A 25,264-nucleotide genomic window follows, 5' to 3' on the forward strand; every position below is an offset into this window, starting at 1 on the left:
TTTTATTACTTCGTCCGTTGATTAGCGTGGGCGAAATAAGATGAAAAAAACGACGGCTAAAACACATTGATTATTCCCCGAGGAGAAAAATATGCATCTCGCCCGTTTTCCCCGCTTATCGCTGGGCCATTTCCCTACGCCGCTGGAACCGCTGCCGCGTTTATCGGCTTATCTCGGCGGCCCGACGATTTATATCAAACGTGACGACGCCACCGGGCTGGCGACCGGCGGAAATAAAACCCGCAAGCTCGAATTTCTGCTGGCGGAAGCCTTGCAGCAGGAGGCCGATGTCATCATCACCCAGGGCGCTACCCAGTCCAACCATGTACGGCAAACCATTGCCGCCGCGGCGAAACTGGGGTTAAAAACCCAGGTACTGCTGGAAAAACGGGTTGAAGATTACGGCGTGGATTACCAGCGTTCCGGCAACGTGTTGCTGGACAAACTGCTGGGCGGCGACATTGTTGACCACCTGCCGGCCGGCACCGATATGCAGCAGGCGATGGAGGTGTTGGCCGCCACGTTACGCGAGCAGGGACACCGCCCCTATGTGATCCCCGGCGGTGGCTCCAGCCCGACCGGCGCGCTGGGATACGTCGCCTGTGCTGAAGAGTTGCTGTATCAGTCCAGCCAGCAGCGGCTGCGCATCGACCATATCGTACACGCCACCGGTAGCACCGGCACTCAGGCCGGGCTGGTTGCCGGGTTGACCGCCAGCAACAGCGGTATTCCGGTGCTGGGCATCAGCGTGCGTGCGCCGAAAGCGAAGCAGGAAGAAAACGTCTGGCAACTGGCGCAGCGCACCTGGCAGAAGCTGGGGCTGGTGGGCGAGGTGCCGCGCGAGGCTATCCAGGTTAACAGTGACTATGTCGGGCAAGGATACGGCATTCCCACCGCCGGGACGCTGGAGGCCCTGACGCTGGCGGCGCAGCTGGAAGGCATTTTGCTGGACCCGGTCTATTCCGGCAAGGCGCTGGCCGGGTTGATCGATCTGGCGCGCAAGGGGCGGTTCGGCAAGGATGAAAACGTGCTGTTTATTCATACCGGCGGGTCGGCCGGGCTGTTTGGTTACCGCCAACTGTTCGAACAGCAGGAAGGCTGGTGATGCCGTCGCCGGCGCGTTTTCTGGTCGGGGTGCTGGGCGGCATGGGGCCGCTCGCCACCGTCGACCTGTTACAGAAGATCATCGCCGCCACGCCCGCCGAGCGCGACCAGCAACATGTACCGGTCGCGGTGTGGAATGTGCCGCAGATTCCGGATCGTCAGCGGGCGCTGGCCGGGATTGGCGCATCGCCGTTGCCGGCGTTGCTGGATGGCGTTGAGCGCCTCAACCGGCTGGATATCAGTCATCTGATTATTCCCTGCAATACCGCGCATCACTGGTTTGATGAACTGCAAGCGGCCAGCCGCGCGCCGGTGCTGCATATCGCCGATGTCACGCTGGCACAGGCGCAGGCCGCGCTGGCTGACACGTCATCGCCCCGGGTAGGGCTAATCGCCACCCATGGCACGCTGGCGGCGGGCTGGTATCAACGGCGGCTGGCGGCGTTGGATATCGAGACGGTGCTGCCCGATGAACAGGAGATGGATAACCTGTTTGTGCCGGGCTGTTACGCCGTCAAGCGCGGCGACGTGGCGGCGGGCGGCGCGCTGTTCGGGCAACTGGCGGAACGGCTGGCTGCACGCGGCGCCACCCACCTGATTCTGGCCTGTACTGAAGTGGCTCCCGGACTGGCGGCAACGCAGTCACGCTGGCTGGCGCGCAGTATCGACAGTACTGAGGCGCTGGCCCGGCACTGCGTCGCGCTGTGGCGGGAACAGGCGGGCGGGTAACGAAAAACCGCCCGACGGCTGGGACCGAACGGGCGGTTGGGGGGAGAACATGTGCTGCGCCGACGTGCTGCGGCGCAGCGTGATAACTCAGTAATACCCGTACATGGCGGCGAACACCCAGCCGAATACGCAGGAGGTGCTGACGCCAATCAGGCCCGGCAGGATGAAGCTGTGGTTAATCACAAACCGGCCGATGTGGGTGGTACCGGAGCGGTCGAACTGGATAGCGGCCAGATCGCTCGGGTAGGTCGGCAGAATGTAGTAACCATAACAGGCCGGTGCCGACGCCACGATGTACGCCGGGTCAACGCCGATCGCCAGCGCGACCGGCACAATGGCGGCCAGCGCGGCGGCCTGCGAGTTCACGAACTTGGACACCAGCAGCAGGATCAGCGCATACGCCCACGGGTACTCTTTCACCAGCGTGCCCAGCGTTTCCTTAATTTCCGTCAGGTGCGCGCCGAACATGGTTTCCGCCATCCAGGCGATGCCGTACACCGCAACAATCGCGATCATCCCGGAACGGAATACCTCGTTTTTCGAAATCGACCCCGGATTGGTTTTGGTGGCGATGATGATGATAGCGCCGGACAGCAGCATGAACATCTGAATCACCAGCACCATCGACAGCGGTTTGCCGCCGAAGGACGGACGCAGGCTTTCCACCGCGCCCAGCAACGCTACCGCGGCGATGGTGGCGAGGAAGATCCACATGGCGACCCAGTTGCTGCGCGGCAGTTTGCGGTCCAGCAGGGTGGCGGTGTCGCCGTAGACGTACTCGCGGTTTTCCGGCACGGAAATGAATTTCTGGAATTCCGGATCCTTGTCCAGATCTTTACCCCTGAACCAACTGAAAATCCCGATGGCCAGAATACCCAACAGGGTAGAGGGAATCGTGATTGCAAGTAAGTCCAGGAATTCAAGATGTTTGCCGTGGAAGGTGAATTTGCCGAGCATGGCGACCAGCGACACCACCGCCACCGAAACCGGGCTGGCGATAATCCCCATCTGCGCGCCGATCGAACTGGCGGCCATCGGCCGTTCCGGGCGAATGTTATTCTTGATGGCGACGTCGTAAATAATCGGCAGGATGGTGTACACCACGTGGCCGGTGCCACACAGAATGGTCAGTATACAGGTCACGAACGGCGCAATGATCGACACATATTTCGGGTTGCGTCGCAGCATTTTTTCCGCCACCTGCAGCATCACATCCAGCCCGCCGGAGGCTTGCAGCGTGGCGGAGGCGGCCACCACGGAGATGATGACCAGCATCACGTCCACCGGCGGTTTCCCAGGCTCTAGTTTAAAAATGAAAACCAGAATGACGAGTCCGATACCCCCTAATAATCCGAGCGCGATACCACCTTTTCGCGCACCGTAAAACAGGCAGATCAGGACTATGATAAGTTGAATGATAAAGTCCATAGATTCCCCATTGCTCAGAATGACGAGTTAATTAATTGAGATTGGATTACTGTCGTCACAGGTACTATAGAGATTATTCCGTCTGTTTTTTCTTGATCTAAATCTACTATTCTCTCTGTTTCTTTCCTGGATGGTGAATTAATGGGGCGTGTTGCAGGAATAAAAATCTCCTGATTTTTTTTAGTTTATTAATTATAAGATTAATTTTATAATTCTTAATAAAGATGAATTGTCGTCAATTTGTTTCATAGGTTTTATTGCTTCAACGTTTTGTTTTGATGAGTGTTTTGTTTTTGTTGTGATGGTGTTTTTTTATAGTTGCGTTTTTGCCCCAATAGGGTGAGCGGCGCGAAAGTTAACGCTGTTTTAAAAATAAATCAATAATATAACTTTAAAGTAAGTCATTGATTATAATCATCTTATATAAATTTAATTCTATCTTTCTGCGCTGTTTTTTTAATGTCAATCGCGTGTATCGATGGCCGGGAATAAATGATAATAATTCCCGGTCGTTCTGACTGCGTTATTTTATAAATCTACCGGCGACATCACATTATTTCATTCATGGGTAAAATGAATATGATGGGGAACGGTTAATAGTTTGTCTGGTTATTAAAATAAAACCGTCATGGTGTATTTTTGTCTATTAGACCTCGCTGCGCATCATTACAGGTTTAACCTAAAGCCAGGTGAAACGGCATTGCCGACGAACACTCATTCTGCACGTCGGGCGCCAACCCATTCCGCCATTGCCGGGCAGCCGTTTTCACGTTGTAACCCATCAATCACCCCCTGACGATCTTCCGGCGTTCTGTTCTGGCTGACTTTCCATTTACCGTCGAGTGCCGCGATCGGGATTTCCAACCCGACGATACCGTTAAGCTGGGCGGCGATAAACGCGGCGGGCGCATCGTCCACCTGCCACGGCCGGGGGCGCTCGTGCTCATGGGCGTGGGTCAAGGCGTCGATCTGCCGGCGCAGCCAGTCTGCGTCGTCAGTCACCATTGGCGCGCCGCGCGCCTGCACCATCACATAGTTCCAGGTCGGCACCGCTTTGCCGTGTGCCTGTTTCGATGGATACCAGTCTGGCGAGATGTAGCTGTCCGGCCCCTGAAACACCACCAGCGCCTCGCCGACGGTCCTTAATTCAGCCACCTGCGGATTATTACGGGCCAGATGAGCGCGTAACGTACCGAATGCGCCGTCATCGGTTAACAGAAAAGGGACGAGGTTGGCGGACAGACCGCCGGGGCCGGCGGTAATCAGCATGGCGAGCGGATGGGCACGCATCAACGCGTGCAGAATCGGCTGGCGTTCTTCCCGAAATACGTGCGGACAATGCATAGCGATCATTCCTTCTGTGGCTGGATAACATCATTCATCCCGACCATTGTGCGGTAAAGCGGTCTGCAATTAAGAGCCGCTTTGGCGTAATATCGACAGGCCACTATTAATTGATAGGCCACTATTAATTGACAGGCCGCTATTCGGTGGCGATATCCCATGCGATCACAGATAAAAAGGAATGCGCTGATGCCACGATCACGTTGCCTGACCGAATTGCCTGCGCTCGGCGCGCTGGACCGGGCCGCCGGCTCGGTGGGGCGCCAGCTGGCTCTGGCGCTGCGGCAAGCCATTCAGCGCGGAGAATTAAAAGCGGGCGAACGTATTCCTTCAACCCGAACGCTGGCGCGATCGCTGGGGCTGGCGCGCTCGACGGTGGCGGATGTGTTCGACCAACTGGCGGCGGAGGGGTATCTGGACGCGCGCAGCGGCTCCGGCACCTGGGTCTCTTCCGCGTTTGGCCTCATGGCGCCGGTCAGCATGACGGCATCGTCGGCAGCGCCTCCGGCTCCGGTGTCGTTGCCGTCCTCGGCGCAGCGTTATGCCGCCATCGCCCGCGCGTTGTCGCCGTTACCGGCAGTACCGTTTTCAGTGGCAGTGCCGGAAGGGGAGGCGGCGCCGGACGATCGCTGGCGATGCCTCGGCAACCGGGTACGCGCCGGTCAGGCGGCGGCGCTGGCCGGATACAGCGACCCCCGAGGGCTGTTTTCGCTGCGTGCGGCGATTGCCACGTATCTGCGCCAGTCGCGGGCGGCGATCGCCGAGCCGGACAACATTATCCTGACCGAAGGCACCCAGCAGGGGCTGTATCTGGCGGCGCGGGTACTGCTGTCGCCCGGCGACGGCGCCTGGGCGGAAGATCCGGCTTATGCCGGGTTGATCGCGGTGCTGACCGAATGCGGCGTGCAGACGCGGCGCATACCGGTGGATACGCAGGGCATGGACGTGGAACTGGCGACACGCCGCTATGCCGATGCCCGGGCGGCGTTTGTTACGCCGTCTCATCAGTATCCGCTCGGAATGCCGCTCAGCATGGGGCGCCGCCTGGCGCTGCTGGAGTGGGCGAGGCAGCACGATAGCTGGATTGTGGAAGATGATTACGACAGCGAGCTGCGGTACGTCGGGCATCCGTTTCCCGCCATGCAAGGGCTGGACCCCGGGCGGGTGGTGTATCTGGGCACGTTCAGCAAGGTGATGGCGCCGTCGTTGCGGCTCGGTTATATGGTGGTGCCCGCGGCGCTGACGGAGGCGTTCGCCGGCGCCCGCGCACTGATGGGGCGCGCTTCGCCGCTGGCTGACCAGCACGTGCTGACGGCGTATATGCAAGAGGGGTATTTCGAGGCGCATATTCGTCGCATTCGCACCGTTTATGCCGAACGGCGTCACGTGTTGATTGAGGCATTGCAGCACGAAACGCCCTGGTTGCAGCTTGAACCCGGCGATCAAGGCATGCATCTGGTGGCGTGGCTGCCCGATGGCGTAGAGGATGTGGCGGTCGAGCGTGCGGCCCACGCCGCCGGGCTGGCGTTGCGCGCGCTCTCGCCGATGTATGCCGGCCCGACGCGTCGCTCGGGCCTGATGCTGGGGTTCGGCGGGTTTCCGCCCGAGGCGCTGCGACAGGCTGTTCGACAGTTGCGCACGGTACTGACGCCGTTTATGACATTGTTGTGATTGGAGACATTGTTGTGACCTGAGACATCGTTGTGAACTGAGGCATCGCTGTGAACGGAATAGTATAGATGTGCTTTCCCTCACAAGGGCCGTCCGCTCATTTGCTAACGGCTCGGCTACGCTTGATAAGGAACGCCTGCGGTTTTCACTCGCGAATCCGAATGCGGTTCAACACCGTGAAAATGGCAGATATTTTGCAAATAAGTCTCTACAGGTATGCCTATAGCTATCGCTTCGAGGGATCAGGTTATGCACGACAAGATATTGACTGACATGTTGATTGACGGAAAACGGGTGTCGGGCAACGGGGCGCCTTACACGGTATACAACCCGGCGACCGGCGAAGCCATCATTGAGATTGCGCAGGCGGACCTGGCGCAGGTCGATGACGCGGTGATGGCGGCGGATGCCGCGTTTGCCCACTGGGGGCAGACCACGCCGAAAACGCGCGCCACGCTACTGCTGAAACTGGCGGACGCTATCGAGGCGCACGGCGAGACGCTGGCCCGGCTGGAGTCGCTGAACTGCGGCAAGCCCTATCACGCGGCGCTGAATGACGAGATCCCGGCGGTGGCGGACGTGTTCCGCTTCTTCGCGGGGGCGGCGCGCTGCCTGAACGGTTCGGCGGCGGGCGAGTATCTGGAAGGGCATACCTCAATGATTCGCCGCGATCCGGTCGGCGTCGTCGCCTCTATCGCTCCCTGGAATTACCCGCTGATGATGGCAGCGTGGAAGCTGGCCCCGGCGCTGGCGGCGGGGAACTGCGCGGTGCTGAAGCCGGCGGAGCAGACGCCGCTGACGACGCTGTATCTGGCCAGCCTGCTGGCCGACCTGTTCCCGCCGGGCGTGGTCAATATTCTGTTCGGGCAGGGACGAGAAATCGGCGATGCGCTGACCGGCCACGAGCGGGTGCGCATGGTATCGCTGACCGGGTCGATCGCCACCGGTTCGCATATCATCGGCAATGCGGCGGCCAGCGTGAAACGCACCCACATGGAGTTGGGCGGCAAAGCTCCGGTGATTGTGTTTGACGACGCCGACCTGGATCAGGTGGTGGACGGTATTCGCAGTTTCGGCTTCTACAACGCCGGGCAGGATTGCACCGCCGCCTGCCGCCTGTATGTGCAGCGCCCGGTGTATGAACAACTGGTGGAGGCGCTGGGCAAGGCGGTCGCCACCCTGAAGATCGGCGCGCCCGACGACCCCACTACCGAACTGGGGCCGCTGATTACCGCTGAGCAACTGGAGCGGGTCGCCGGTTTTGTCGATCGCGCCCGCGCGCAATCGCATATCCGGCTGATCACCGGCGGGGAGCGGGTGCCCGGCGGCGGTTACTATTTTCAGCCCACGGTGCTGGCGGATGCGCGGCAGGAGGATGAAATCGTCCAGCGGGAAGTGTTTGGCCCGGTTATCTCCATCACGCCGTTTGACGATGAAGCGCAGGTGGTGGCGTGGGCTAACGACTCACATTATGGGCTGGCGTCCTCGGTGTGGACCCGCGACATCGGCCGCGCGCACCGCGTCGCCGCCTGTCTGGAATACGGCTGCACCTGGGTCAATACCCACTTTATGCTGGTGAGCGAGATGCCGCACGGCGGCCAGAAGCTGTCCGGCTACGGCAAGGACATGTCTGTCTACGGTCTGGAAGATTACACCGTAGTGCGGCACGTCATGATCCGTCATTGACGGCTTGGGTAAACCTGGGCAGGTGGTGAAAAAATGCCCAACACTGGGGCGGATTGCACAGTAGTAGTGCGTCCGCCTTGTTTTTTTAGCGTTTTTTGCTCTTTATCAGGCTGCTCATGGCTGGGGGTGATACGGAATATATTATTTTGTTTATAAAGTGTTGCAAAAAAAGACAATGGCAGGAGGAAATCGTGATTTCCAAATCGGGTGGGCAGGTGGTGCGTTATATGCATTACTTAAATTGGTATCACATGATACCTCACCCCCAAGGAGCACATTTTGTCCAGATCTCCGTCACATTTTAACCCGCTAGAGTGTTCTCAGCAGGCCCTTGACTGGATTATGAGCGATACCCTGTCCGCCGACGCGATGGCGGCGCTCAACCAGGAAACCCTTAACGCTTTTCGTGAATACGTCAATCCCGGTTTTCTGGAATACAGAAAATCCGTCACCTCCGGTGGCAGCTACGGTGCGGTAGAATGGCGCGCCAGCGGCCCCAACACGCTGCTTGATACGCAGGGCAATGAATACCTCGACTGTCTTGGCGGCTATGGCATTTTCAACGTCGGTCACCGTAACCCTACGGTAGTGGCGGCGGTGGAAAAACAGCTGTCCAAACAACCGCTGCACAGCCAGGAGTTGCTGGACCCGCTGCGCGCCATGCTGGCGAAAACGCTGGCGGCCATTACGCCCGGCAAGCTGAAGTACAGCTTCTTTAGCAACAGCGGCACCGAGTCGGTGGAAGCGGCGCTGAAGCTGGCGAAAGCCTATCAGTCGCCGCGCGGCAAGTTCAGCTTCATCGCCACCCACGGCGCGTTCCACGGCAAGTCGCTGGGGGCGTTGTCCGCCACCGCCAAGCCGGTGTTCCGTCGTCCGTTCATGCCGCTACTGCCGGATTTCCACCATGTAGCCTTCGGCGATATTCAGGCCATGCGGCAGAAAGTCGAGCAGTGCCAGCGCAACGGCGAAGGTATCGCCGCGGTGATTCTGGAGCCGATTCAGGGCGAAGGCGGGGTGATTGTGCCGCCGGAGCAGTATCTGCCCGCCGTTCGCGCACTGTGCGATGAAATTGGTGCGTTGCTGATTCTGGATGAGGTACAGACCGGCATGGGCCGCACCGGCAAGATGTTTGCCTGCGAGCACTATGGCGTGCAGCCGGATATCCTGTGTCTGGCGAAGGCGCTCGGCGGCGGCGTGATGCCGATCGGCGCAACGGTCGCCACCGAAGAAGTGTTCTCGGTGCTGTTCGACAACCCGTTCCTGCACACCACCACCTTTGGCGGCAACCCGCTGGCCTGTGCAGCGGCGCTGGCGACCGTCAACGTGCTGTTGCGCGACAACCTGGCGGAGCAGGCGGCGCGTCAGGGGGCGTTTTTGCTGGCCGGGCTGCAACGGCTGGCGGCGGCGTACCCGGACCTGATCGTGGAAGCGCGCGGCAAAGGGCTGTTACAGGCGATTGAATTCAAGGAAAACGCGATTGGCTATGCCTTTGCCAGCGAACTGTTCCAGCGCCGCGTGCTGGTGGCGGGTACGCTGAACAACGCCAAGTCGATTCGCATCGAACCACCGCTGACCATCACCCACGAGCAATGTCAGCACGTGCTGCAAGAGGCAGAACGGGCGCTGGCGAGGCTACGGGCAACCGATGTGGATGACGCCAAACCCAAACCTGTTAATAAGGAACTCGCACTCCAGTGAACACCCCCCCTTATGCGTTCAGCCCGGTGCTGAGCCGATACGTTAAGCCAGTCTGATTAGTCGACTGGCTTTTTTTTTGTGGGTAAATCTGCCGGAGATGGAAGAACAGATTAAAAATCAAATTCACTGAGTTTGTCTTCTATCTGCTGATTTCCTTTGTACTTATGCCTGAGCGCATTCAGCTGTTTTTTCGCCGGCTTGCAGTACTTATCCACTTCCCGCTCAATTTCCCGCTGACGTGATTTAGGCAGTGAGCTGTCCCACTCTCCGGAGAGATATTGACATTCCTCCGCGTTATTTAAGAAACGTTGTACGTCGTCGGGAAGTTTTACGTCATCAGGAAAATGAACGGTATTTGCTAACGTAACCTGCCACGGTAACAGGCAAAAGAGCATGATGATGCGTGATGTGCCGTTGCTGATTCTTTGCATGTTATACGCCTGTTTTAACGGGGGTAAATAGAACGGTTGCAAATCTAAACGCAAAACGTGATTTATAGTATCAACTGATGTTATAATAATGCAGTTACAAGAATGACAATCATGTGTCTTTTACCATAGGTTTTACCATAAAATTTAGAGTTAATGCTTTTAAATCTCGAAAAATCCAACAGCTGACATTAACAGGGATTACAGTAATGAATTACATGGATCGGTACTTACAGCAGAAGTTGGAAGCCGAAAAAAACTTGGCTTTGAATGCTGATCATACAGGAAAAGCATTGGGTGATATTGCAAAGGATACCGTGGAAACAATAGAGGTTGGTGCTAAGAGACTCATTTGGAGAACTTCTGTTTTTTTTTGAAGGCTATGAAGATGTGAATGAGAAAATCAACGCTGAAGATACCCGAATGGCCAAAAATATATGGAGGGTAATAAAAGAAGGTAATGCTATCTTTAGGATGACAGAGATATATGTTAATGAAATTTTAAAGAAGAGAGATTTTGATGCGGTATATAGAATTTTACTAAAGTACACATCTAAATTTATATTTACTGGCGTGACAAAAACGGCGATTGCATATTCTATAGCTAAAGTTCTATCAGAGCAGATCTACTTTAATATGATAGTCAGAAGAAGGATTCAGTCGTTTTCCAATATGTCTATTTTTGCGTTTACATTATATGGGAATGTTGAGCATGCTTCTGTATCCGCAGATAGACTAAAGCGAGAATTCCCGGAGTTTTATTGGGCTCTATACTCTGAGAGATTGGAGATGGTTTATTTCGTTGTTGAGCCGGCTTTTTCTAAGTATATAAATCGTATAAAGAAAATAAGAACGGATGAGGAGGCGGCTTTAACATTATTAGACTTATCGAATGGTGATTGATGTGATTAAATATATTGTTAAATTTTTAATGGAACTTGCTAGTGATATTTTATGGGGGGTTATCCCTGTTATTCTTATCGTAATGTGTTCTGTTATCACGGTAGAGTTCTTTCCAGATATTTGGGGGCGGTTAACATTAGGGTTCACTGCAATGATTTTGACTTGCGTTTGGTATAGAAAATAACCAGGTGTGATTGTAACACCTGGTTTGATTTTAAAGGGAGTTCTCATTCCATATGCTATACCCCGAAGTGCCGGCTGTTTTATGTGACCATGAAATTGATTTATATTTCAGTAGAATCTTCTCATATGGAATGGCATCGTTGTTGTTTATCGAGTGAGGGTAGGTCGAAGATACATCAACAATTCTGGCATCTGCGAGCTTAATTTCATAAAATACTTCTAATTGTCCCGCTATATTTGTTCTATAGAAAAAGAATGTCGCTGTGAGAGCTTCGTTGGAAGTTATGGATACGCCTAGCAAAGGTGAGGACTTATCAATTGGCTTAATAAGCTGTATTGGATGGTGAGCAATGTTTTGTTCTCTGGTAATTGCGTGGTTAAGTCCCAGAACCTGAATTTGATTTTCATGCCCAGATTGGTATCTATTTCCAATCGAGTCATGTGTTGAGCACCCGGATGATATTAACCCTTGTTGGTCACCCTCTAAGGTTAGATAAATAACATGTGACATAATTAATATCCTTATTTATTGAGTTGGTGTTATCATTGATTTTTTATTTTATAATATTCTATTTAAAAATAGGCTTCATTTCAAATAAAATCGTCTCAATTAGCATGGCTTTATTTCATTTGCATTGCTTAATGATAAATATAGAAATAATATAATGGACATCTAAAATGTTCGTTTAGGAACTAACTGAACGTATAAGTTGTTTTCTCCTATTACCTTCTTCCCTGTCAAATCAACCCGCCTCACCACCTGTCCTTTTTCCTTCACCATTTCGTCATCCACGCTTCGCCGGCCTGTCACACAGTTTTGCCAACATAATCGCCAATCCCACTGATTGAAGCGATGTACCACGCTGCCCGCTGGCGGTGGTACTAAAAACCGAAGGGACTACATGTCAGCGGGTTTGACTGAGAATAATACGGTCGAATAGACGGTCACCCAGCCAGACGCGCATACGGATGAGCATCTTTGCAAACTTACCGGCAGCATAGCGTGTACGCGGGTTGCGGCTTTTCACTGCACGGGAAACCACTTCAGCAATGACCTCCGGAGAACTGCCAGTGCCCTGCCCATAAGTATTTTTTATCGACATGGACACCCTCTTCACCAGGTGACCATACGGCCCACTGGCCGAACGTTTGACAATGCTGTCATTTGCGGCATCTCCGAAGCCCGTCTCTATGACCCCCGGTTCGACGATCACGACCTTTATGCCGAATTCGGCAACTTCGAGCCGCAGGCAGTCTGACCAGCCTTCCAGTGCGTGTTTGGTGGCGTGATACCAGGCCCCCAGAATGCTGTACATCTTTCCTCCCATGGAGGAGATGTTGATAATACGCCCGGAGCGTCTGGCACGCATGGCGGGGAGCAGCAGCTGCGTGAGCCGCGCGGCACCGAACAGGTTGACCTCAAACTGATAGCGAGCTTCGTCAATACCAATCTCTTCTACGGGCCCGTACAGACCAAAGCCGGCGTTGTTGACCAGCACATCGACACCGCCAGTCTGAGCCAGAATGGTGTTTACTCCGGATACAATCTCCTCATCCCTGGAAATATCCATCCGCAGCGGTTGTGCTCCGAGCCGGGCAAGGTCAGCCATTTTTTCGATATTGCGGGCGGCCACGTAGACCTGATAGCCATCCTTAATAAGACGACGAGCAATGGTCTTGCCCATGCCTGACGATGCGCCGGTGACCAGCGCGGTTTTCTTTTCCTGAGTAAACATAGGCACCTCGTTTAATGACCTGCTGCCAGTTTGCCTGAACAGATGCCTGATTGTTCTTGCATTACGCGTCAGAGTTCTTGCCAGGTACGCCAACCGGAGCGGGGAGAGCGCTTCTTTCAGGCAAACGGAAATGCCGTAACGCCGATCTTATCGCTGGCAGTTTTTCAACGGCAGCCTGATAGCCCAGACGGCGTGCTGTTTCACGCGCTTTGGCGTCGTTTATTCCTGCGGGTTTGACTGCCGGGGTGACGAGGACATCTGCTGAATCCGCTTCAGGGCTGGCGAGCAGACAGCTTTGTGCCTGCGATACGCGTAACAGCATTGAGAGTGCTGAGTTCATCGGGTACTGCTGCCCATGGCAGTAAATATCGACGGCGATCACCACATCGGCACCCAGCGCGCGGGCAGCCCGTACAGGAACCAGTGCGCTGACTCCACCATCGACCAGCGTCAGACCATTGCTCTCTACCGGCAAGAACACGCCCGGTATGGCTGCCGAGGCTCTCAGTCCCTGACCGGCATCTCCCGCCGTGATCACATACGGCAGCGAAAGATTCAGCGCTGTTGCTACTGCGGCGAAGCGCACAGGGAAGCGTTCAATGACTTTTCCCCCGACCAGGTTATCTGCCCAGAGTGCAAGAGCATTCCCCCTGACAAAACCTGGGCCGCTCATACTCAAATCGGCCAGAGAAAGTACCCGCAGGGTAGTGGCCAGATGCCAGATCTGGCTGGGGGAGTTACCCGACGCATAGGCAGCCCCGATGATGCTTCCGATTGATGTCCCAACAACGATGTCGGGCCGGATACCCGCATCTTCCAGTGCCTGCAGCACGCCTATATGTGCATAGCCGCGCAGACCGCCGCCTCCAAGTACCAGAGCCACCTGTGGTCGGGTGGTTGTCGGCAAGGGAGAGAGAACGGAGCCCGGGTTCTGTAAGCGGCCATCAATCAGCAGGCTGCCTGAAAAATTGTTGCGGGCAGGAAGACCGGCGGTTGAACAGGCCGCGAGCAGACAGACCATAAAAAGCATCAACATGCTTCGACCGGAAAGGCTCGCTTTCATGTCAGCCGGATCGCTTTCCCAGCCTGATCAGCTGGTCAGAAGCCAGGACCTCAATCCCCTCTGTCGTGGGTACCGTCTGCGCCAGCGATCGGGCAACAGCCAGAGCGCGTACGGGTTTGTAAGCCCCGGGCAAAAGGGGAGATAGCAGCCTGGCTATCGGTATGGAAATCAGTTCGCCCAGGCGTACTGGCTGCCCCAGTCCATAACGGTAGTCAAGCAGAAAAGAGGGGCGCGCGATCACCAGTGTGGTAAATGGCAGGGCGCTGATCGCTGCTTCCAGTTCGCCTTTAACGCGGGTGTAAAACAGGGATGACTTCACATTTGCAGCTCCCGCGCTGACCAGTCCCATACGGCGGACGCCTGCCGAAAGCGCGGCTCTGGCAACCGCCAGACAGGCATCGAAATCCACAGCCCGGAACGCTTCCCTGCTACCCGCGACGTTAATCGTTGTCCCCAGTGCAATGTAGGCTTCATCCGCATGAGGAAGTTGTGGCAAGGAAGTAAAATCGATCAGGTGGACCTGCAACTTCGGGTGGTTGATTTTCAGTGGCTTACGGCCCAGTGCATGGATGCTGACAACACCCGGGTCGTTCAGCAAAATTTGTAACAACTGGCCCCCCACCAGACCGGTGGCGCCCGCAAGCAGTACAACACGCTTTTTTTCTGGCATCGTTATGATGTTCTCTTTTAATTAAGACGCAGGGATTCCCTGACTGTTTCAGGTGTCTGGCCGGTCCAGGCCATAAATGCACGGTAGAATGAGTTTGGGTCTTCAAAACCAAGCAGGAATGCAATTTCATAACCGGACAGACTGGTATTGCACAGATAGTGGCGGGCAAGGTTTTCCCTGCAACTGTTGATAAGGACGCGAAAACTTTCCCCTTCATTTTCGAGCCTGCGCTGTAGTGTGCGTTTGCTCATACCCAGGCGTTCCGCCGTTTTCTCGATGGTGGCTTCGTTACCCGGCAGAAGTTCCAGTAGTACCGCGCGCACGCGTTCAGCGGTTGACGCCGTTTCATCTAACTGACTGAGACGGCGGCGCAGTTCAGGCTCAAATACTTGCCACATTCCTTCGTTCACCGTCAAAAACGGTCGGAGTGCATCCGCGGCCGAAATACTGATGGCTGGTTTTTCACCATATTGCACGGCTATACCGAAGAAGCGGTCATAGTGGCGAGCCGAAACACGAGGAGGAAGTTGTGGGATCACCACCCGTAGCGCTTTAACCGGTTCACGGGTTCCAAGCCGTAGCAGCCGTAGTAAAAAGGCAAGTTCAGCGACCTGCAACGATGCGGGTATGTCTGTCGCGACAGACAACCATTGCGGGTACACGGTCAGGTTCCCGGTTTGATCCACGGTTGTTTCCAGAACCATCGGGGCAATGAGCTGCTTATATCTGGCTAGCCGCTGTACCGCCTGCATCATATTGGTGCTGCACAGTGCGGCGAAGAGCGGAGGATCGAACACTTCTGCAGTAACCATTTCTACCAGGCGCAAGGGAAACGCAGCATCATTAGCCTCTGTCTCCAGTGTGCGCCAGAAACGAAAATATTCGTCAGTGCCAAGGCCACGCTCTGACCTTGAAAAAAGATCGTCGGGCAATCCTGCCTTTCGCAGGACATGTTCAGGCTGCAGTCCTGCATCTTTCAGCAGCGTTCTCCAGCCGATATCGAGAGAGAAAGTGCGGTTACGTGCCATTGTCAGATTTCCGGGAGTGAATGACCTTCGAATATGAAACGGGTTTCAGGTAACAGCATAACGTTTCAATCCGGGTGGTGACATTCATAAGGCGCCATATTTATGGTAAAGCGCGACAGAAACTGAAGCCTGTGAATCACCTTCTACATCAGGCAATAACCATATCCGTATTTTTACAGCCGGGTATCTTGAGGTTTCTTCTCCTCACTTTTATCAACTACCGGATGATCAGCGCATGTACTTATGTCTTTGTCTGCTTTGGCACGAGGCTGACAGGCTGGAGAGCTGTCAGGTCTGGCATGAGCGAGGGGCGGAAGTTCGTAATTTCTCTCACTACTGCGAAATGGATTACACAAGGGTTATTCTTTATATTAAATAGCGTTATATATTTTTCCAGACAATTGCAACTATGGGAATATGTAGTAGTTGCGCTTTTCGAAAAGAGGCCAATACACCTACATTCTCATAATGTATACGGGGAAATAAAAACCAAGTGAATGTGATTGTTTGTTTGATATCAGGGGAAATATATTTTTAAGTTTTTCATTTATTGATTTCTGGTAATGGATGAGAAATAGTATTTGAGTAATTTCTCTAATCAGTTTAACTTAAACTCTAACGTACAATTATCGATATGTCCGGGATGAAAGCATATGAATGATAACATGTTTAAAAAGTATGAGTTCAACATGGAAGAAGATATTGATGTGGTTATAAATGTCAATGTTTTTTGCCAGGAAAAATTTTTAGAGCATAAGTCTAAGCTGAACAAGCTTGGATGTATTGAACAGAAACTGATGGTGATGCAATATTTCAACATATTAAATGAACTCAGTACCCAAGCTTGTGATTGTTTAAAATCTAATAGGTTATCAGTAGTTGAAGTTTTAACAAGGGTAATAATGGAGCAAGTTGCGAATCAAAGCTACATAGCTGCTGATGATGGAAAAAATTCGCAGTCATTACTTATAGCCTGTAAAAAATGCTTATTAAAAACGGAAATAATTGGCTGTCGCACCTCAACTCTAGTGGAAAAAAGAATCCAGCGGCACAAGAAAGAATTAGAATGGGTAATTTTTTGACAGAGCATTATAGTAGTAGGTGGCCTGATACTCCGTCCTATCCAGGCGTCCGGAGATTATTTGAAGCCCTTGATTGGGAAAATCAGTATCATGCCTATTACGTTCCATTATGCGATTCTGTTCATACCTTTGCTGATGACATGGCTAATATTGTTGATTTGTTCCACGCGGGAACGCTATGTGACGAAATTATGGTGGATGGGATGAAGTTCATAAAACAGGAGCATAGACGTCTAGCTATATATAATTTTTCATTAGCAACTGGGTTAAGATGTGTATCGTTAATGAATGTTTTTTCAGCTGCAGGTTATGAAGAAATATTAGATGAGATGCAGCCTAGACTTGAGAAAATGGAACAGATTCTAATCCGCAATGATGAATACGATCACTCAAGGATATAAATGCATTCTCAATAAAAGCCACACTTATTAGCAATGGTTATAACGGGTAGAGTGACCTGCTCCCCGTATAACAATATCCGCTTCTGGTACGGAGCGGACAGTGTGGAGAACTTTTATATCAGCTATGGCCGAGGGGCGTACGTTCAGATTATGGTAGAAATACCCCTGGACTGTTAGGTGCCGCCAGCATAATTAAAAAAAGCTCCCGACAGAGAGCTTTTGGATCTCTTAACTAGTGTGGCATGGCTTACAGCAATAGTAGCAACCGTTAATTCTATAGCCCGGCCAGCGGCGTTTAGCATCAAGAACAGCACTTTGGCAGGATGGGTGATAGCCCAAAGAAATTTGGTTCTCTGAAGCAGGCATATAAGAACAACCATTAGTGACATCATGTACTTCATGATCACCATTAGCTTGCTGGTTTTTGTTGATAACATAGTTAGGCATTCTATCTCCTCGTTTTTTAGTACGAAAATAGTGTGCTGCGCTTCTCTTACATCGGTTTTTGTACTGGGGATTTCAAGCTCGTATTATATTATTTTTAATTTTGTTGATAGAGTTAACATTCCAGATGTAATCGTGCAGTGTTTTCCTCTGTAAAGTGGATCGGTATTGAACCGCTAATGCGCCCATAAACATCGTTTGAGCAGTGCTCCACTCCCGATTGGATAACATACGTTGAAGATGAAGCATCCACTTTTGGCTAGCTCTTGCAGGGCGAGGAGCTTAGGCACTTTTTCCGCAAAGTCGCGTTACATCTGGCTAGTGATGTGTTGCTCTTTCGCGACTGCCACACGTCAATAAATGACAGATGTAGCGGTATTAGGCGCAGCTATTTAGGCATAGCCCTGAGCCACAAAGCACTAGCTCAAATCTGAGCCAATACACATAAGATGTTCTTCGCCCACTACCTGCCTATCTATTAAATCAACCCGCCTCGCCACCTGTCCTTTTTCCTTCACCATTTCGTCATCCACGCTTCGCCGGTCTGTCACACAGCTTTTGCCAACATAATCGCCAATCCCCCTGATTGAAGCGATGTACCGCGCTGCCCGCTGGCGGCATTCCGGTCCCGCTTCGTGGCTAACCGATCCGCGAGCGAATGTCCGCCCGGAAAGGCTCCCTGCGAGCAGGAGTTTTTTTATGGACATGATATCTAGACATCCTACCACTGTGTATCAGGCTATCGCCGCCCGGCTGGAAGAAGAGCTGCGCACCGTCTACCGCTGCGGTGACTATCTGCCGTCCGAGCAGCAGTTGGCGGCGCGCTACGAGGTCAATCGCCATACGCTGCGCCGAGCGGTGGATGAACTGGTCAATAAAGGGCTGGTGCAGCGTCGGCATGGCGTCGGCATTCTGGTGCTGATGCGACCTTATGACTATCCGTTGCATGCGCAGGCGCGTTTCAGCCAAAACCTGCTGGAGCAGGGCAGTCATCCCACCAGCGAGCGGTTGCTGGCGGTATTGCGCCCGGCCAACGCCGATGTGGCGGCGGCGCTGGGGCGGGAAGATGGCGACGAGGTAATCCACCTGCGCACCCTGCGCCGGGTCAACGGCGTGCCGGTATCGCTGATCGATCACTACCTGCCGGCGCTGGACTGGTGGCCGGCGTTGCAGCGTTTCACCAGCGGGTCGCTGCACGATTTTCTGGCCCGCGAGCTACAGCAATCCCTGACCCGCCGCCAGACCCGCATCAGCGCCCGCGCATCGCAGGCAAAAGAAGCGCAGTTACTGGAGGTGGCGCGGCAAACCCCGCTGATGTGCATCCGCACGCTCAATATTTGCAGCGGCAGCGACCGGGTGGCGGAGTATTCCGTCAGTCTGGCGCGGGCCGACATGATCGAACTGACAATGGAGCACTGAATGGCAACCCAAACCGCAAGGCAACGCTGGCTGTCGGTACTGGCGCACAGCGATCCGGAGCAACTGCAACGCCACTGGCAACCGCTGAGTCTGCATCCGGCCTGGCAAACATTACGGGCGCCGGAAACCGGGCTGGCTCGTTTGCAGGCGCGCATCGGCGCGACCGGCAATCGCTTCGTGCTGGGTGATGTCACCGTCACCCGCGCGGTGGTTCGGCTGGACGACGGCACCTGCGGCTACAGCTACGTTACCGGCCGCAACAAGCCCCACGCCGAGCTGTGCGCGGTGATCGACGCCTTGTTGCAACAGCAGGGCACGCAAAGCGCGCTCTACCAACAACTGATCGTGCCGCTGGCCGCTACCCGTGACGAGTTGCGTCAGCAACGGGCGCGGGAGATAGCCAGCAGCAAGGTCGATTTCTTTACGCTGGTGCGAGGAGATAACGCATGACGCTACTGGCAGGATTTTCCCATCCCTGGCGCGATGCGCAGTACGCGTTTCGCCGCATTCTGAAAGCGATGAGCGAACCGGGCGTGGTGGTGTCGCTGAATCATGATATCGGCTGGGACGGACTCTCGCCGTCCGCCACCGCGGTGGCGCTGACGCTGATGGACCGCGAAACGCCGCTGTGGCTGGACCCGGCCTTGTCGCAGGAGACATTGCTGACCAATCTGCGCTTTCACACCGGCGTGAAGCTGGTGGAGCGCGAGGCGGCGGCGTTCGCGCTGTTGCCGATCAGCCGGGAACTGTCGCTGGATGGTTTTGCCGCCGGCGACGAGATGGCACCGGAAAACGGCGTCACGCTGGTGCTGGAAGTGCCCGCGCTGGGCGGCGGACGCGCATTGCGCCTGACCGGGCCGGGGATTGCCGAAGCGCGCATGATTGCGCCGCAGTTGCCCGCCAGCGTACTGGATTATCTGGAACAGCGCCCGCACCCGTTTCCCGCCGGGCTGGACTTCATGTTTACCTGCGGCGGCACGCTGATGGCGTTGCCGCGCACCACGCATGTGGAGGTGTGCTGATGTATGTCGCGGTGAAAGGGGGCGAAAAAGCCATTGAGGCCGCTCATCAGTTACAGGCCAACCTGCGGCGCGGCGACACCCGGCTTCCAGAGGTGCAGGCGGCGCAGATTGAACAGCAACTGGGGCTGGCGGTGGATCGGGTAATGACCGAGGGCGGTATTTACGACCGGGAACTGGCGGCGCTGGCGATCAAACAGGCCAGCGGCGACCTGGTGGAGGCGATTTTTCTGCTGCGCGCCTATCGCACCACGCTGCCCCGGCTGGCGGACAGCCTGCCGCTGGATACCGGGCGGATGCAACTGGAGCGGCGTATTTCGGCGGTGTACAAGGACCTGCCCGGCGGACAGGTGCTCGGCCCTACTTATGACTATACCCACCGGCTGCTGGATTTTGTCCTGCTGGCGGAAGGTGAGCCGCCGCTCGCGCCCAGGGCGGAAGAACCGCTGGCGGACCACTGCCCGCACATGTTCACCATGATGACGGCGGAAGGGTTGGCGGCGGCCGAACGGGACGACGGCAGCGAGCCGCTGGATATCACCCGCGATCCGCCCGCCTACCCGATGCCGCGCAGCGCCCGGTTACAGCAACTGGCGCGCGGCGACGAAGGGTTTCTGCTGGCGCTGGGCTACTCCACCCAGCGTGGTTACGGCCGTACCCATCCGTTCGCCGGCGAGATCCGCACCGGTTACGTCACGGTGGAAATCGAACCGGAAGAACTGGGCTTTGCGCTGGAAATAGGCGACATCCTGTTGACCGAATGCGAGATGGTCAACGGTTTTACCGTGCCGGAGGAGGAGCCGCCGCATTTCACCCGCGGCTACGGGCTGGTATTCGGCCGTGCCGAACGCAAGGCGATGGCGATGGCGCTGGTGGACCGGGCGTTGCAGGCGCCGGCCTATCAGGAGCCGGTCGGCAGCCCGGCGCAGGACGAAGAGTTTGTGCTGTCGCACGCGGACAACGTGGAGGCCGCCGGTTTCGTCTCCCATCTCAAGTTGCCGCATTACGTCGACTTTCAGGCCGAGCTGGCGCTGCTGCGCCAGTTGCGCCAGTCACCGCAGGAGGAGCGCGATGAACACGCTGAGCGGATATAACCCCGGTTATCTGGATGAACAGAGTAAACGTACGATTCGGCGTGCCATCCTCAAAGCGGTGGCGATCCCCGGCTATCAGGTGCCGTTTGGCGGGCGGGAAATGCCGATGCCCTACGGCTGGGGTACCGGCGGCATCCAACTGACCGCCAGCCTGATCGGCGATGACGATGTGCTGAAAGTCATCGATCAGGGCGCCGACGACACCACCAACGCGGTATCGATCCGCCGCTTCTTTCAGCGGGTCAGCGAAGCGGCCACCACGGAACGCACGGTGGAAGCCACGCTAATTCAGACCCGGCACCGCATCCCGGAAACGCCGCTGTGCGAAGACCAGATCCTGATTTACCAGGTGCCGATCCCCGAACCGCTGCGTTTTATCGAACCGCGCGAGACGGAAACGCGCAAAATGCACGCGCTGGAGGAGTACGGCATCATGCAGGTGAAGCTGTATGAAGACATCGCCCGCTTCGGCCACATTGCCACCACCTACGCGTACCCGGTGAAAGTGAACGGTCGCTACATTATGGACCCGTCGCCGATCCCGAAATTCGACAACCCGAAAATGCACCAGATGCCGGCGCTGCAACTGTTCGGCGCCGGGCGCGAGAAGCGTATTTACGCGCTACCGCCCTATACCAACGTGGAAAGCCTCGATTTTGACGACCACCCGTTCAGCGTTCAGCGCTGGGAGCAGCCCTGCGCGCTGTGCGGTTCGCACGACAGCTACCTCGACGAGGTGGTGATGGACGATCAGGGCACCCGCCTGTACGTCTGTTCCGATACCGATTATTGCCGCGAGCGTCAGGAGGCTGGGCACCATGAATCACATTGATCAGGCTGGTGTGGATCAGGTTGTTGTGGATCAGGCCGTCGTACCGGTTGGCGGTGACGCTGAAACACCGCTGTTGCAGGTGCGCAATTTGACCCACCTGTACGCGCCCGGTAAGGGCTTCAGCGAGGTGTCGTTCGATCTCTATCCCGGCGAAGTGCTGGGGATTGTCGGCGAGTCCGGTTCCGGCAAAACCACGTTGCTGCGGGCGATATCCGCCCGGCTGACGCCGCAGGCCGGGCAGATTGATTACCAGGGCCGCTCGCTGTACGCCATGAGCGAAAGCGATCGTCGCCGCCTGCTGCGCACCGAGTGGGGCGTGGTGCACCAGCATCCGCTGGATGGCTTGCGCCCCCGCGTATCGGCGGGCGGCAACATCGGCGAACGGCTGATGGCGGTCGGTGGGCGTCACTACGGCGATATTCGCCGTCAGGCCGGGCAGTGGTTGCAGGATGTGGAGATCCCGCTGTCGCGGCTTGATGACCTGCCGACCACCTTTTCCGGCGGGATGCAGCAGCGGTTGCAGATCGCCCGCAATCTGGTCACCCATCCGAAGCTGGTGTTCATGGATGAGCCGACCGGCGGGCTGGATGTGTCGGTGCAGGCGCGGTTGCTGGATCTGCTGCGCACGCTGGTGCGCGACCTTGGGCTGGCGGTGGTGATTGTTACCCATGACCTCGGCGTGGCGCGTCTGCTGGCGCACCGGCTGCTGGTGATGCGCGAGGGCAGGGTAGTGGAAAGCGGCCTGACCGACCGGGTGCTGGATGATCCTCATCATCCTTACACCCAGTTGCTGGTGTCGTCGGTACTGGGATAAGCGCGACTGACGATAGGGTGAACTATGACAACCGAAGGCACGGCCATGACAATTCTGCGTGTGGAAAATCTGAGTAAAACCTTTGTACTACACAACCAGCACGCCGCCCGGCTGCCGGTGTTGCATCAGGCCAGCCTGACGGTGGCGGCCGGCGAATGCGTGGTGCTGCACGGCCATTCCGGCAGCGGCAAGTCCACGCTGTTGCGTTCGCTGTACGCCAACTACCAGCCGGATAGCGGCCGGGTGTGGATGCGTCATCGTAATACGTGGGTGGATCTGGTCACCGCCCCGGCCCGGCAGGTGCTGGCGGTGCGGCGCGATACTATCGGCTGGGTCAGCCAGTTTCTGCGGGTGATCCCGCGTATTCCGACGCTGGAAGTGGTGATGCAGCCGTTGCTGGAGCGCGGCGAAGACCGGGCGGTATGCGAAGCGCGCGCCAGCGAACTGCTGACCCGGCTCAACGTTCCGCGTCGCTTGTGGACGCTGGCGCCCGCCACTTTCTCCGGCGGCGAGCAGCAGCGGGTCAACATCGCCCGCGGGTTTATCGCCGACTATCCGTTGCTGCTGCTGGACGAGCCGACCGCCTCGCTGGATGCCGCCAACCGCGAGGCGGTGGTGGGGCTGATTGAGGAAGCCCGCTCGCGCGGCGCGGCGGTAGTCGGTATTTTCCACGATGCGGAGGTGCGCGCCCGTGTGGCGGACCGCCTGCATCACATGGCACCCGTAACGCAGGAGCTCACGTCATGAGCGCGGCTACTCAGATCATCAATACGACCCGGATCATCAATAATGTGCAGTTGGTGTTGCAGGATGAAGTCGTCAGCGGGTCGCTGGCCTGGCGCGACGGCGTGATCGAGGCGTTTTCTTCCACGCCCAGCCAACTGCCGCAGGCGCTGGACGGCGAAGGCGGCTGGCTGCTGCCGGGGCTGGTGGAACTGCATACCGACAACCTGGACAAGTTTTTTATGCCGCGCCCGAAAGTCGACTGGCCGGCCCATTCGGCGATGAGCAGCCACGATGCGCTGATTGTTTCCAGCGGTATCACCACGGTGTTGGATGCGGTGGCGATAGGCGATGTGCGCGACGGCGGCCACCGGCTCGACAACCTGCGGCGGATGATTGACGCCGTGATTCACAGCCAGCAACTGGGGGTGAACCGGGCGCAGCATCTGCTACACCTGCGTTGTGAATTGCCGCACGACAGCACCTTGCCGTTATTTGAAGCGTTGATGGACACCCCGGAAGTGGCGCTGGTATCACTGATGGACCACTCGCCGGGGCAACGGCAGTTCGCCACGCCGGAAAAATACCGCGAGTATTATCAGGGCAAGTACCGCCTGAACAATGCTGAGATGGATGCCTTTGAAACCGAACAGCGAATGCTATCCGAACGCTGGTCGACGCCGAACCGGCTGGCGATTGCCGCCCACTGCCGCGAGCGCGGCATCGCGCTGGCCAGCCACGACGACGCCACCGCGGCGCACGTGGATGAATCGCTGGCGCTGGGCAGCGTGATTGCCGAATTTCCCACCACCGAGATGGCGGCGCAGGCGTCGCACGCCAGCGGTATGAAGGTACTGATGGGCGCGCCCAACATCGTGCGCGGCGGTTCCCACTCCGGCAACGTGGCGGCGTCCCATCTGGCGGAGCAAGGGCTGCTGGATATTCTGTCATCCGACTATTACCCCGCCAGCTTGCTGGATGCGGCGTTTCGTCTGGCGGCGGATGAGCATAATCCGTTTACCTTGCCGCAGACGGTGGCGATGGTGAGCGCTAATCCGGCGCAGTCGGTCGGGTTAAGCGATCGGGGGCGGATTGCCGACGGGCTGCGCGCCGATTTGGTGCTGGCGCACCACTCCCACGGTCAGGTGCGGATTCGTCAGGTGTGGGCGCAGGGGCGGCAGGTGTTCTGATGGCGCGGTTAATCTGGCTGACCGGCGCGTCCGGCTCCGGCAAAGATTCCCTGCTGGATGCGCTGCGGCAGACGAATCCGGCGCGGCTGCTGGTGGCGCACCGTTATATCACTCGCCCGGCGCAGGCCGGCGGCGAAAACCATATTGCGCTGAGCGACGCGGAGTTTGCGTACCGCCGCGAGTGCGGCCTGTTCGCCCTGCACTGGCAGGCGCATCAGTATCAGTACGGCATCGGCGTTGAAATCGACCTGTGGCTGTCCGCCGGGCTGGATGTGGTAATCAACGGCTCCCGCTCTCACCACCCGCAGGCGCAACAGCGCTATGGCGACCGCTTATTGCCGGTGTGTCTGCAGGTGTCGCCGGCGGTGCTGGCGCAGCGGCTGCGTCAGCGCGGGCGGGAAGATGAAGAACAGATCGCGCAGCGATTGCAGCGGGCCAGCGCGATGCCGGTTCCGGCGGCGTGCCGACTGCTGAATAACGATGGTTCGCTGGCGCAAACGCTGCAGGCGTTTCACGCCCTGCTGGCGGCTGAAAAACGAGAGGCTGAAAAATGGAAGTGACGTTATGGAGCTAAT

General features: G+C 56.3%; 27 protein-coding genes. 18 read left to right on the forward strand and 9 right to left on the reverse strand.

The window, feature by feature from the left end:
• Nucleotides 1-91 precede the first annotated feature (91 nt).
• Together cuyA and cuyB are read left to right on the forward strand one after the other, a co-directional pair.
• The gene (gene cuyA / locus DDA898_RS07465) at nt 92-1,105 is read left to right on the forward strand and encodes a D-cysteate sulfo-lyase (RefSeq protein ID WP_038910748.1); all 1,014 of its coding nucleotides are present in this window, start codon (nt 92-94) and stop codon (nt 1,103-1,105) included.
• Nucleotides 1,105-1,833, forward strand: coding sequence for a cysteate racemase (cuyB, locus tag DDA898_RS07470; RefSeq protein WP_038910749.1), 729 nt, complete (start codon nt 1,105-1,107; stop codon nt 1,831-1,833). Before cuyA ends, cuyB begins: the two co-directional genes overlap by 1 nt.
• A gap of 87 nt (nt 1,834-1,920) precedes the next feature.
• On the opposite strand, the gene DDA898_RS07475 is transcribed toward cuyB, so the two are convergent.
• Together DDA898_RS07475 and DDA898_RS07480 are read right to left on the reverse strand one after the other, a co-directional pair.
• Nucleotides 1,921-3,261 (reverse strand): anaerobic C4-dicarboxylate transporter, encoded by a 1,341-nt coding sequence (locus DDA898_RS07475; protein WP_013317253.1) that lies wholly within the window; start codon nt 3,259-3,261, stop codon nt 1,921-1,923.
• A 714-nt stretch (nt 3,262-3,975) separates the two neighbouring features.
• Complete coding sequence (locus DDA898_RS07480) at nt 3,976-4,605, reverse strand: FMN-binding negative transcriptional regulator (RefSeq protein ID WP_038910750.1); 630 nt, start codon at nt 4,603-4,605, stop codon at nt 3,976-3,978.
• Between the two features lie 189 nt (nt 4,606-4,794).
• Between DDA898_RS07480 and pdxR the strand changes: the two genes are divergently transcribed.
• From pdxR to ygjG, 3 genes are all read left to right on the forward strand, one after another.
• On the forward strand, nt 4,795-6,276 hold the full coding sequence (gene pdxR / locus DDA898_RS07485; RefSeq protein ID WP_038910751.1) for a MocR-like pyridoxine biosynthesis transcription factor PdxR: 1,482 nt from the start codon (nt 4,795-4,797) through the stop codon (nt 6,274-6,276).
• 249 nt (nt 6,277-6,525) lie between these two features.
• The gene (gene patD, locus DDA898_RS07490) at nt 6,526-7,962 is read left to right on the forward strand and encodes an aminobutyraldehyde dehydrogenase (RefSeq protein WP_038910752.1); all 1,437 of its coding nucleotides are present in this window, start codon (nt 6,526-6,528) and stop codon (nt 7,960-7,962) included.
• Between the two features lie 279 nt (nt 7,963-8,241).
• Nucleotides 8,242-9,660, forward strand: a complete 1,419-nt coding sequence (gene ygjG / locus DDA898_RS07495) for a putrescine aminotransferase (protein ID WP_038910753.1) — start codon at nt 8,242-8,244, stop codon at nt 9,658-9,660.
• 110 nt (nt 9,661-9,770) lie between these two features.
• On the opposite strand, the gene DDA898_RS07500 is transcribed toward ygjG, so the two are convergent.
• Nucleotides 9,771-10,091: a hypothetical protein gene (locus DDA898_RS07500; RefSeq protein ID WP_038910754.1), complete on the reverse strand. Its 321-nt coding sequence runs from the start codon at nt 10,089-10,091 to the stop codon at nt 9,771-9,773.
• 113 nt (nt 10,092-10,204) lie between these two features.
• On the opposite strand from DDA898_RS07500, the gene DDA898_RS23345 reads away from it, so the two are divergent.
• Nucleotides 10,205-10,465: a hypothetical protein gene (locus tag DDA898_RS23345; protein WP_161624723.1), complete on the forward strand. Its 261-nt coding sequence runs from the start codon at nt 10,205-10,207 to the stop codon at nt 10,463-10,465.
• Nucleotides 10,466-10,478: 13 nt separating this feature from the next.
• Complete coding sequence (locus DDA898_RS07505; protein WP_038910755.1) at nt 10,479-10,991, forward strand: hypothetical protein; 513 nt, start codon at nt 10,479-10,481, stop codon at nt 10,989-10,991.
• Nucleotides 10,992-11,205: 214 nt separating this feature from the next.
• On the opposite strand, the gene DDA898_RS22130 is transcribed toward DDA898_RS07505, so the two are convergent.
• The 5 genes from DDA898_RS22130 to DDA898_RS07530 form a co-directional block, all read right to left on the reverse strand.
• Nucleotides 11,206-11,685, reverse strand: a complete 480-nt coding sequence (locus DDA898_RS22130; RefSeq protein ID WP_071604512.1) for an Hcp family type VI secretion system effector — start codon at nt 11,683-11,685, stop codon at nt 11,206-11,208.
• A 394-nt stretch (nt 11,686-12,079) separates the two neighbouring features.
• Nucleotides 12,080-12,910, reverse strand: a complete 831-nt coding sequence (locus DDA898_RS07515; protein ID WP_038910757.1) for an oxidoreductase — start codon at nt 12,908-12,910, stop codon at nt 12,080-12,082.
• Nucleotides 12,911-12,971: 61 nt separating this feature from the next.
• On the reverse strand, nt 12,972-13,973 hold the full coding sequence (locus DDA898_RS07520; RefSeq protein ID WP_081639227.1) for a patatin-like phospholipase family protein: 1,002 nt from the start codon (nt 13,971-13,973) through the stop codon (nt 12,972-12,974).
• A 1-nt stretch (nt 13,974) separates the two neighbouring features.
• Nucleotides 13,975-14,643: an NAD(P)H-binding protein gene (locus DDA898_RS07525; RefSeq protein ID WP_038910758.1), complete on the reverse strand. Its 669-nt coding sequence runs from the start codon at nt 14,641-14,643 to the stop codon at nt 13,975-13,977.
• A gap of 17 nt (nt 14,644-14,660) precedes the next feature.
• Nucleotides 14,661-15,671, reverse strand: coding sequence for an AraC family transcriptional regulator (locus DDA898_RS07530; RefSeq protein WP_038910759.1), 1,011 nt, complete (start codon nt 15,669-15,671; stop codon nt 14,661-14,663).
• 689 nt (nt 15,672-16,360) lie between these two features.
• On the opposite strand from DDA898_RS07530, the gene DDA898_RS23610 reads away from it, so the two are divergent.
• Together DDA898_RS23610 and DDA898_RS23615 are read left to right on the forward strand one after the other, a co-directional pair.
• Nucleotides 16,361-16,753 (forward strand): hypothetical protein, encoded by a 393-nt coding sequence (locus tag DDA898_RS23610; protein WP_236616714.1) that lies wholly within the window; start codon nt 16,361-16,363, stop codon nt 16,751-16,753.
• Complete coding sequence (locus DDA898_RS23615; protein WP_236616715.1) at nt 16,738-17,154, forward strand: hypothetical protein; 417 nt, start codon at nt 16,738-16,740, stop codon at nt 17,152-17,154. The genes DDA898_RS23610 and DDA898_RS23615 overlap by 16 nt, the downstream gene beginning before the upstream one ends.
• Nucleotides 17,155-17,382: 228 nt before the next feature.
• Here the strand turns inward: DDA898_RS23615 and DDA898_RS07545 are convergent, their stop codons facing one another.
• The gene (locus DDA898_RS07545) at nt 17,383-17,601 is read right to left on the reverse strand and encodes a hypothetical protein (RefSeq protein ID WP_071604513.1); all 219 of its coding nucleotides are present in this window, start codon (nt 17,599-17,601) and stop codon (nt 17,383-17,385) included.
• Nucleotides 17,602-18,297: 696 nt separating this feature from the next.
• Between DDA898_RS07545 and phnF the strand changes: the two genes are divergently transcribed.
• The 9 genes from phnF to phnN are packed head-to-tail and all read left to right on the forward strand — an operon-like array spanning nt 18,298 to nt 25,249.
• Entirely contained in the window at nt 18,298-19,017 is a 720-nt protein-coding gene (gene phnF, locus DDA898_RS07550; RefSeq protein WP_013317265.1) for a phosphonate metabolism transcriptional regulator PhnF, read from the forward strand.
• A complete protein-coding gene (gene phnG, locus DDA898_RS07555) occupies nt 19,018-19,467 on the forward strand; it encodes a phosphonate C-P lyase system protein PhnG (protein ID WP_038900821.1) in 450 nt (149 codons plus the stop codon).
• Entirely contained in the window at nt 19,464-20,039 is a 576-nt protein-coding gene (gene phnH, locus DDA898_RS07560) for a phosphonate C-P lyase system protein PhnH (protein WP_038910762.1), read from the forward strand. Before phnG ends, phnH begins: the two co-directional genes overlap by 4 nt.
• A complete protein-coding gene (locus DDA898_RS07565; RefSeq protein WP_038910763.1) occupies nt 20,039-21,130 on the forward strand; it encodes a carbon-phosphorus lyase complex subunit in 1,092 nt (363 codons plus the stop codon). The genes phnH and DDA898_RS07565 overlap by 1 nt, the downstream gene beginning before the upstream one ends.
• The gene (locus DDA898_RS07570) at nt 21,108-21,962 is read left to right on the forward strand and encodes an alpha-D-ribose 1-methylphosphonate 5-phosphate C-P-lyase PhnJ (RefSeq protein ID WP_038900824.1); all 855 of its coding nucleotides are present in this window, start codon (nt 21,108-21,110) and stop codon (nt 21,960-21,962) included. The genes DDA898_RS07565 and DDA898_RS07570 overlap by 23 nt, the downstream gene beginning before the upstream one ends.
• Nucleotides 21,949-22,776, forward strand: coding sequence for a phosphonate C-P lyase system protein PhnK (gene phnK / locus DDA898_RS07575; RefSeq protein WP_236616716.1), 828 nt, complete (start codon nt 21,949-21,951; stop codon nt 22,774-22,776). The genes DDA898_RS07570 and phnK overlap by 14 nt, the downstream gene beginning before the upstream one ends.
• Nucleotides 22,777-22,800: 24 nt before the next feature.
• Nucleotides 22,801-23,523, forward strand: coding sequence for a phosphonate C-P lyase system protein PhnL (gene phnL / locus DDA898_RS07580; RefSeq protein ID WP_038910764.1), 723 nt, complete (start codon nt 22,801-22,803; stop codon nt 23,521-23,523).
• Complete coding sequence (phnM, locus tag DDA898_RS07585) at nt 23,520-24,689, forward strand: alpha-D-ribose 1-methylphosphonate 5-triphosphate diphosphatase (protein WP_050570224.1); 1,170 nt, start codon at nt 23,520-23,522, stop codon at nt 24,687-24,689. The genes phnL and phnM overlap by 4 nt, the downstream gene beginning before the upstream one ends.
• On the forward strand, nt 24,689-25,249 hold the full coding sequence (gene phnN / locus DDA898_RS07590) for a ribose 1,5-bisphosphokinase (RefSeq protein WP_038910765.1): 561 nt from the start codon (nt 24,689-24,691) through the stop codon (nt 25,247-25,249). The genes phnM and phnN overlap by 1 nt, the downstream gene beginning before the upstream one ends.
• Nucleotides 25,250-25,264 lie beyond the last annotated feature (15 nt).

It is taken from the genome of Dickeya dadantii NCPPB 898 (genome assembly GCF_000406145.1).
Classification (GTDB): Bacteria; Pseudomonadota; Gammaproteobacteria; order Enterobacterales; family Enterobacteriaceae; genus Dickeya; species Dickeya dadantii.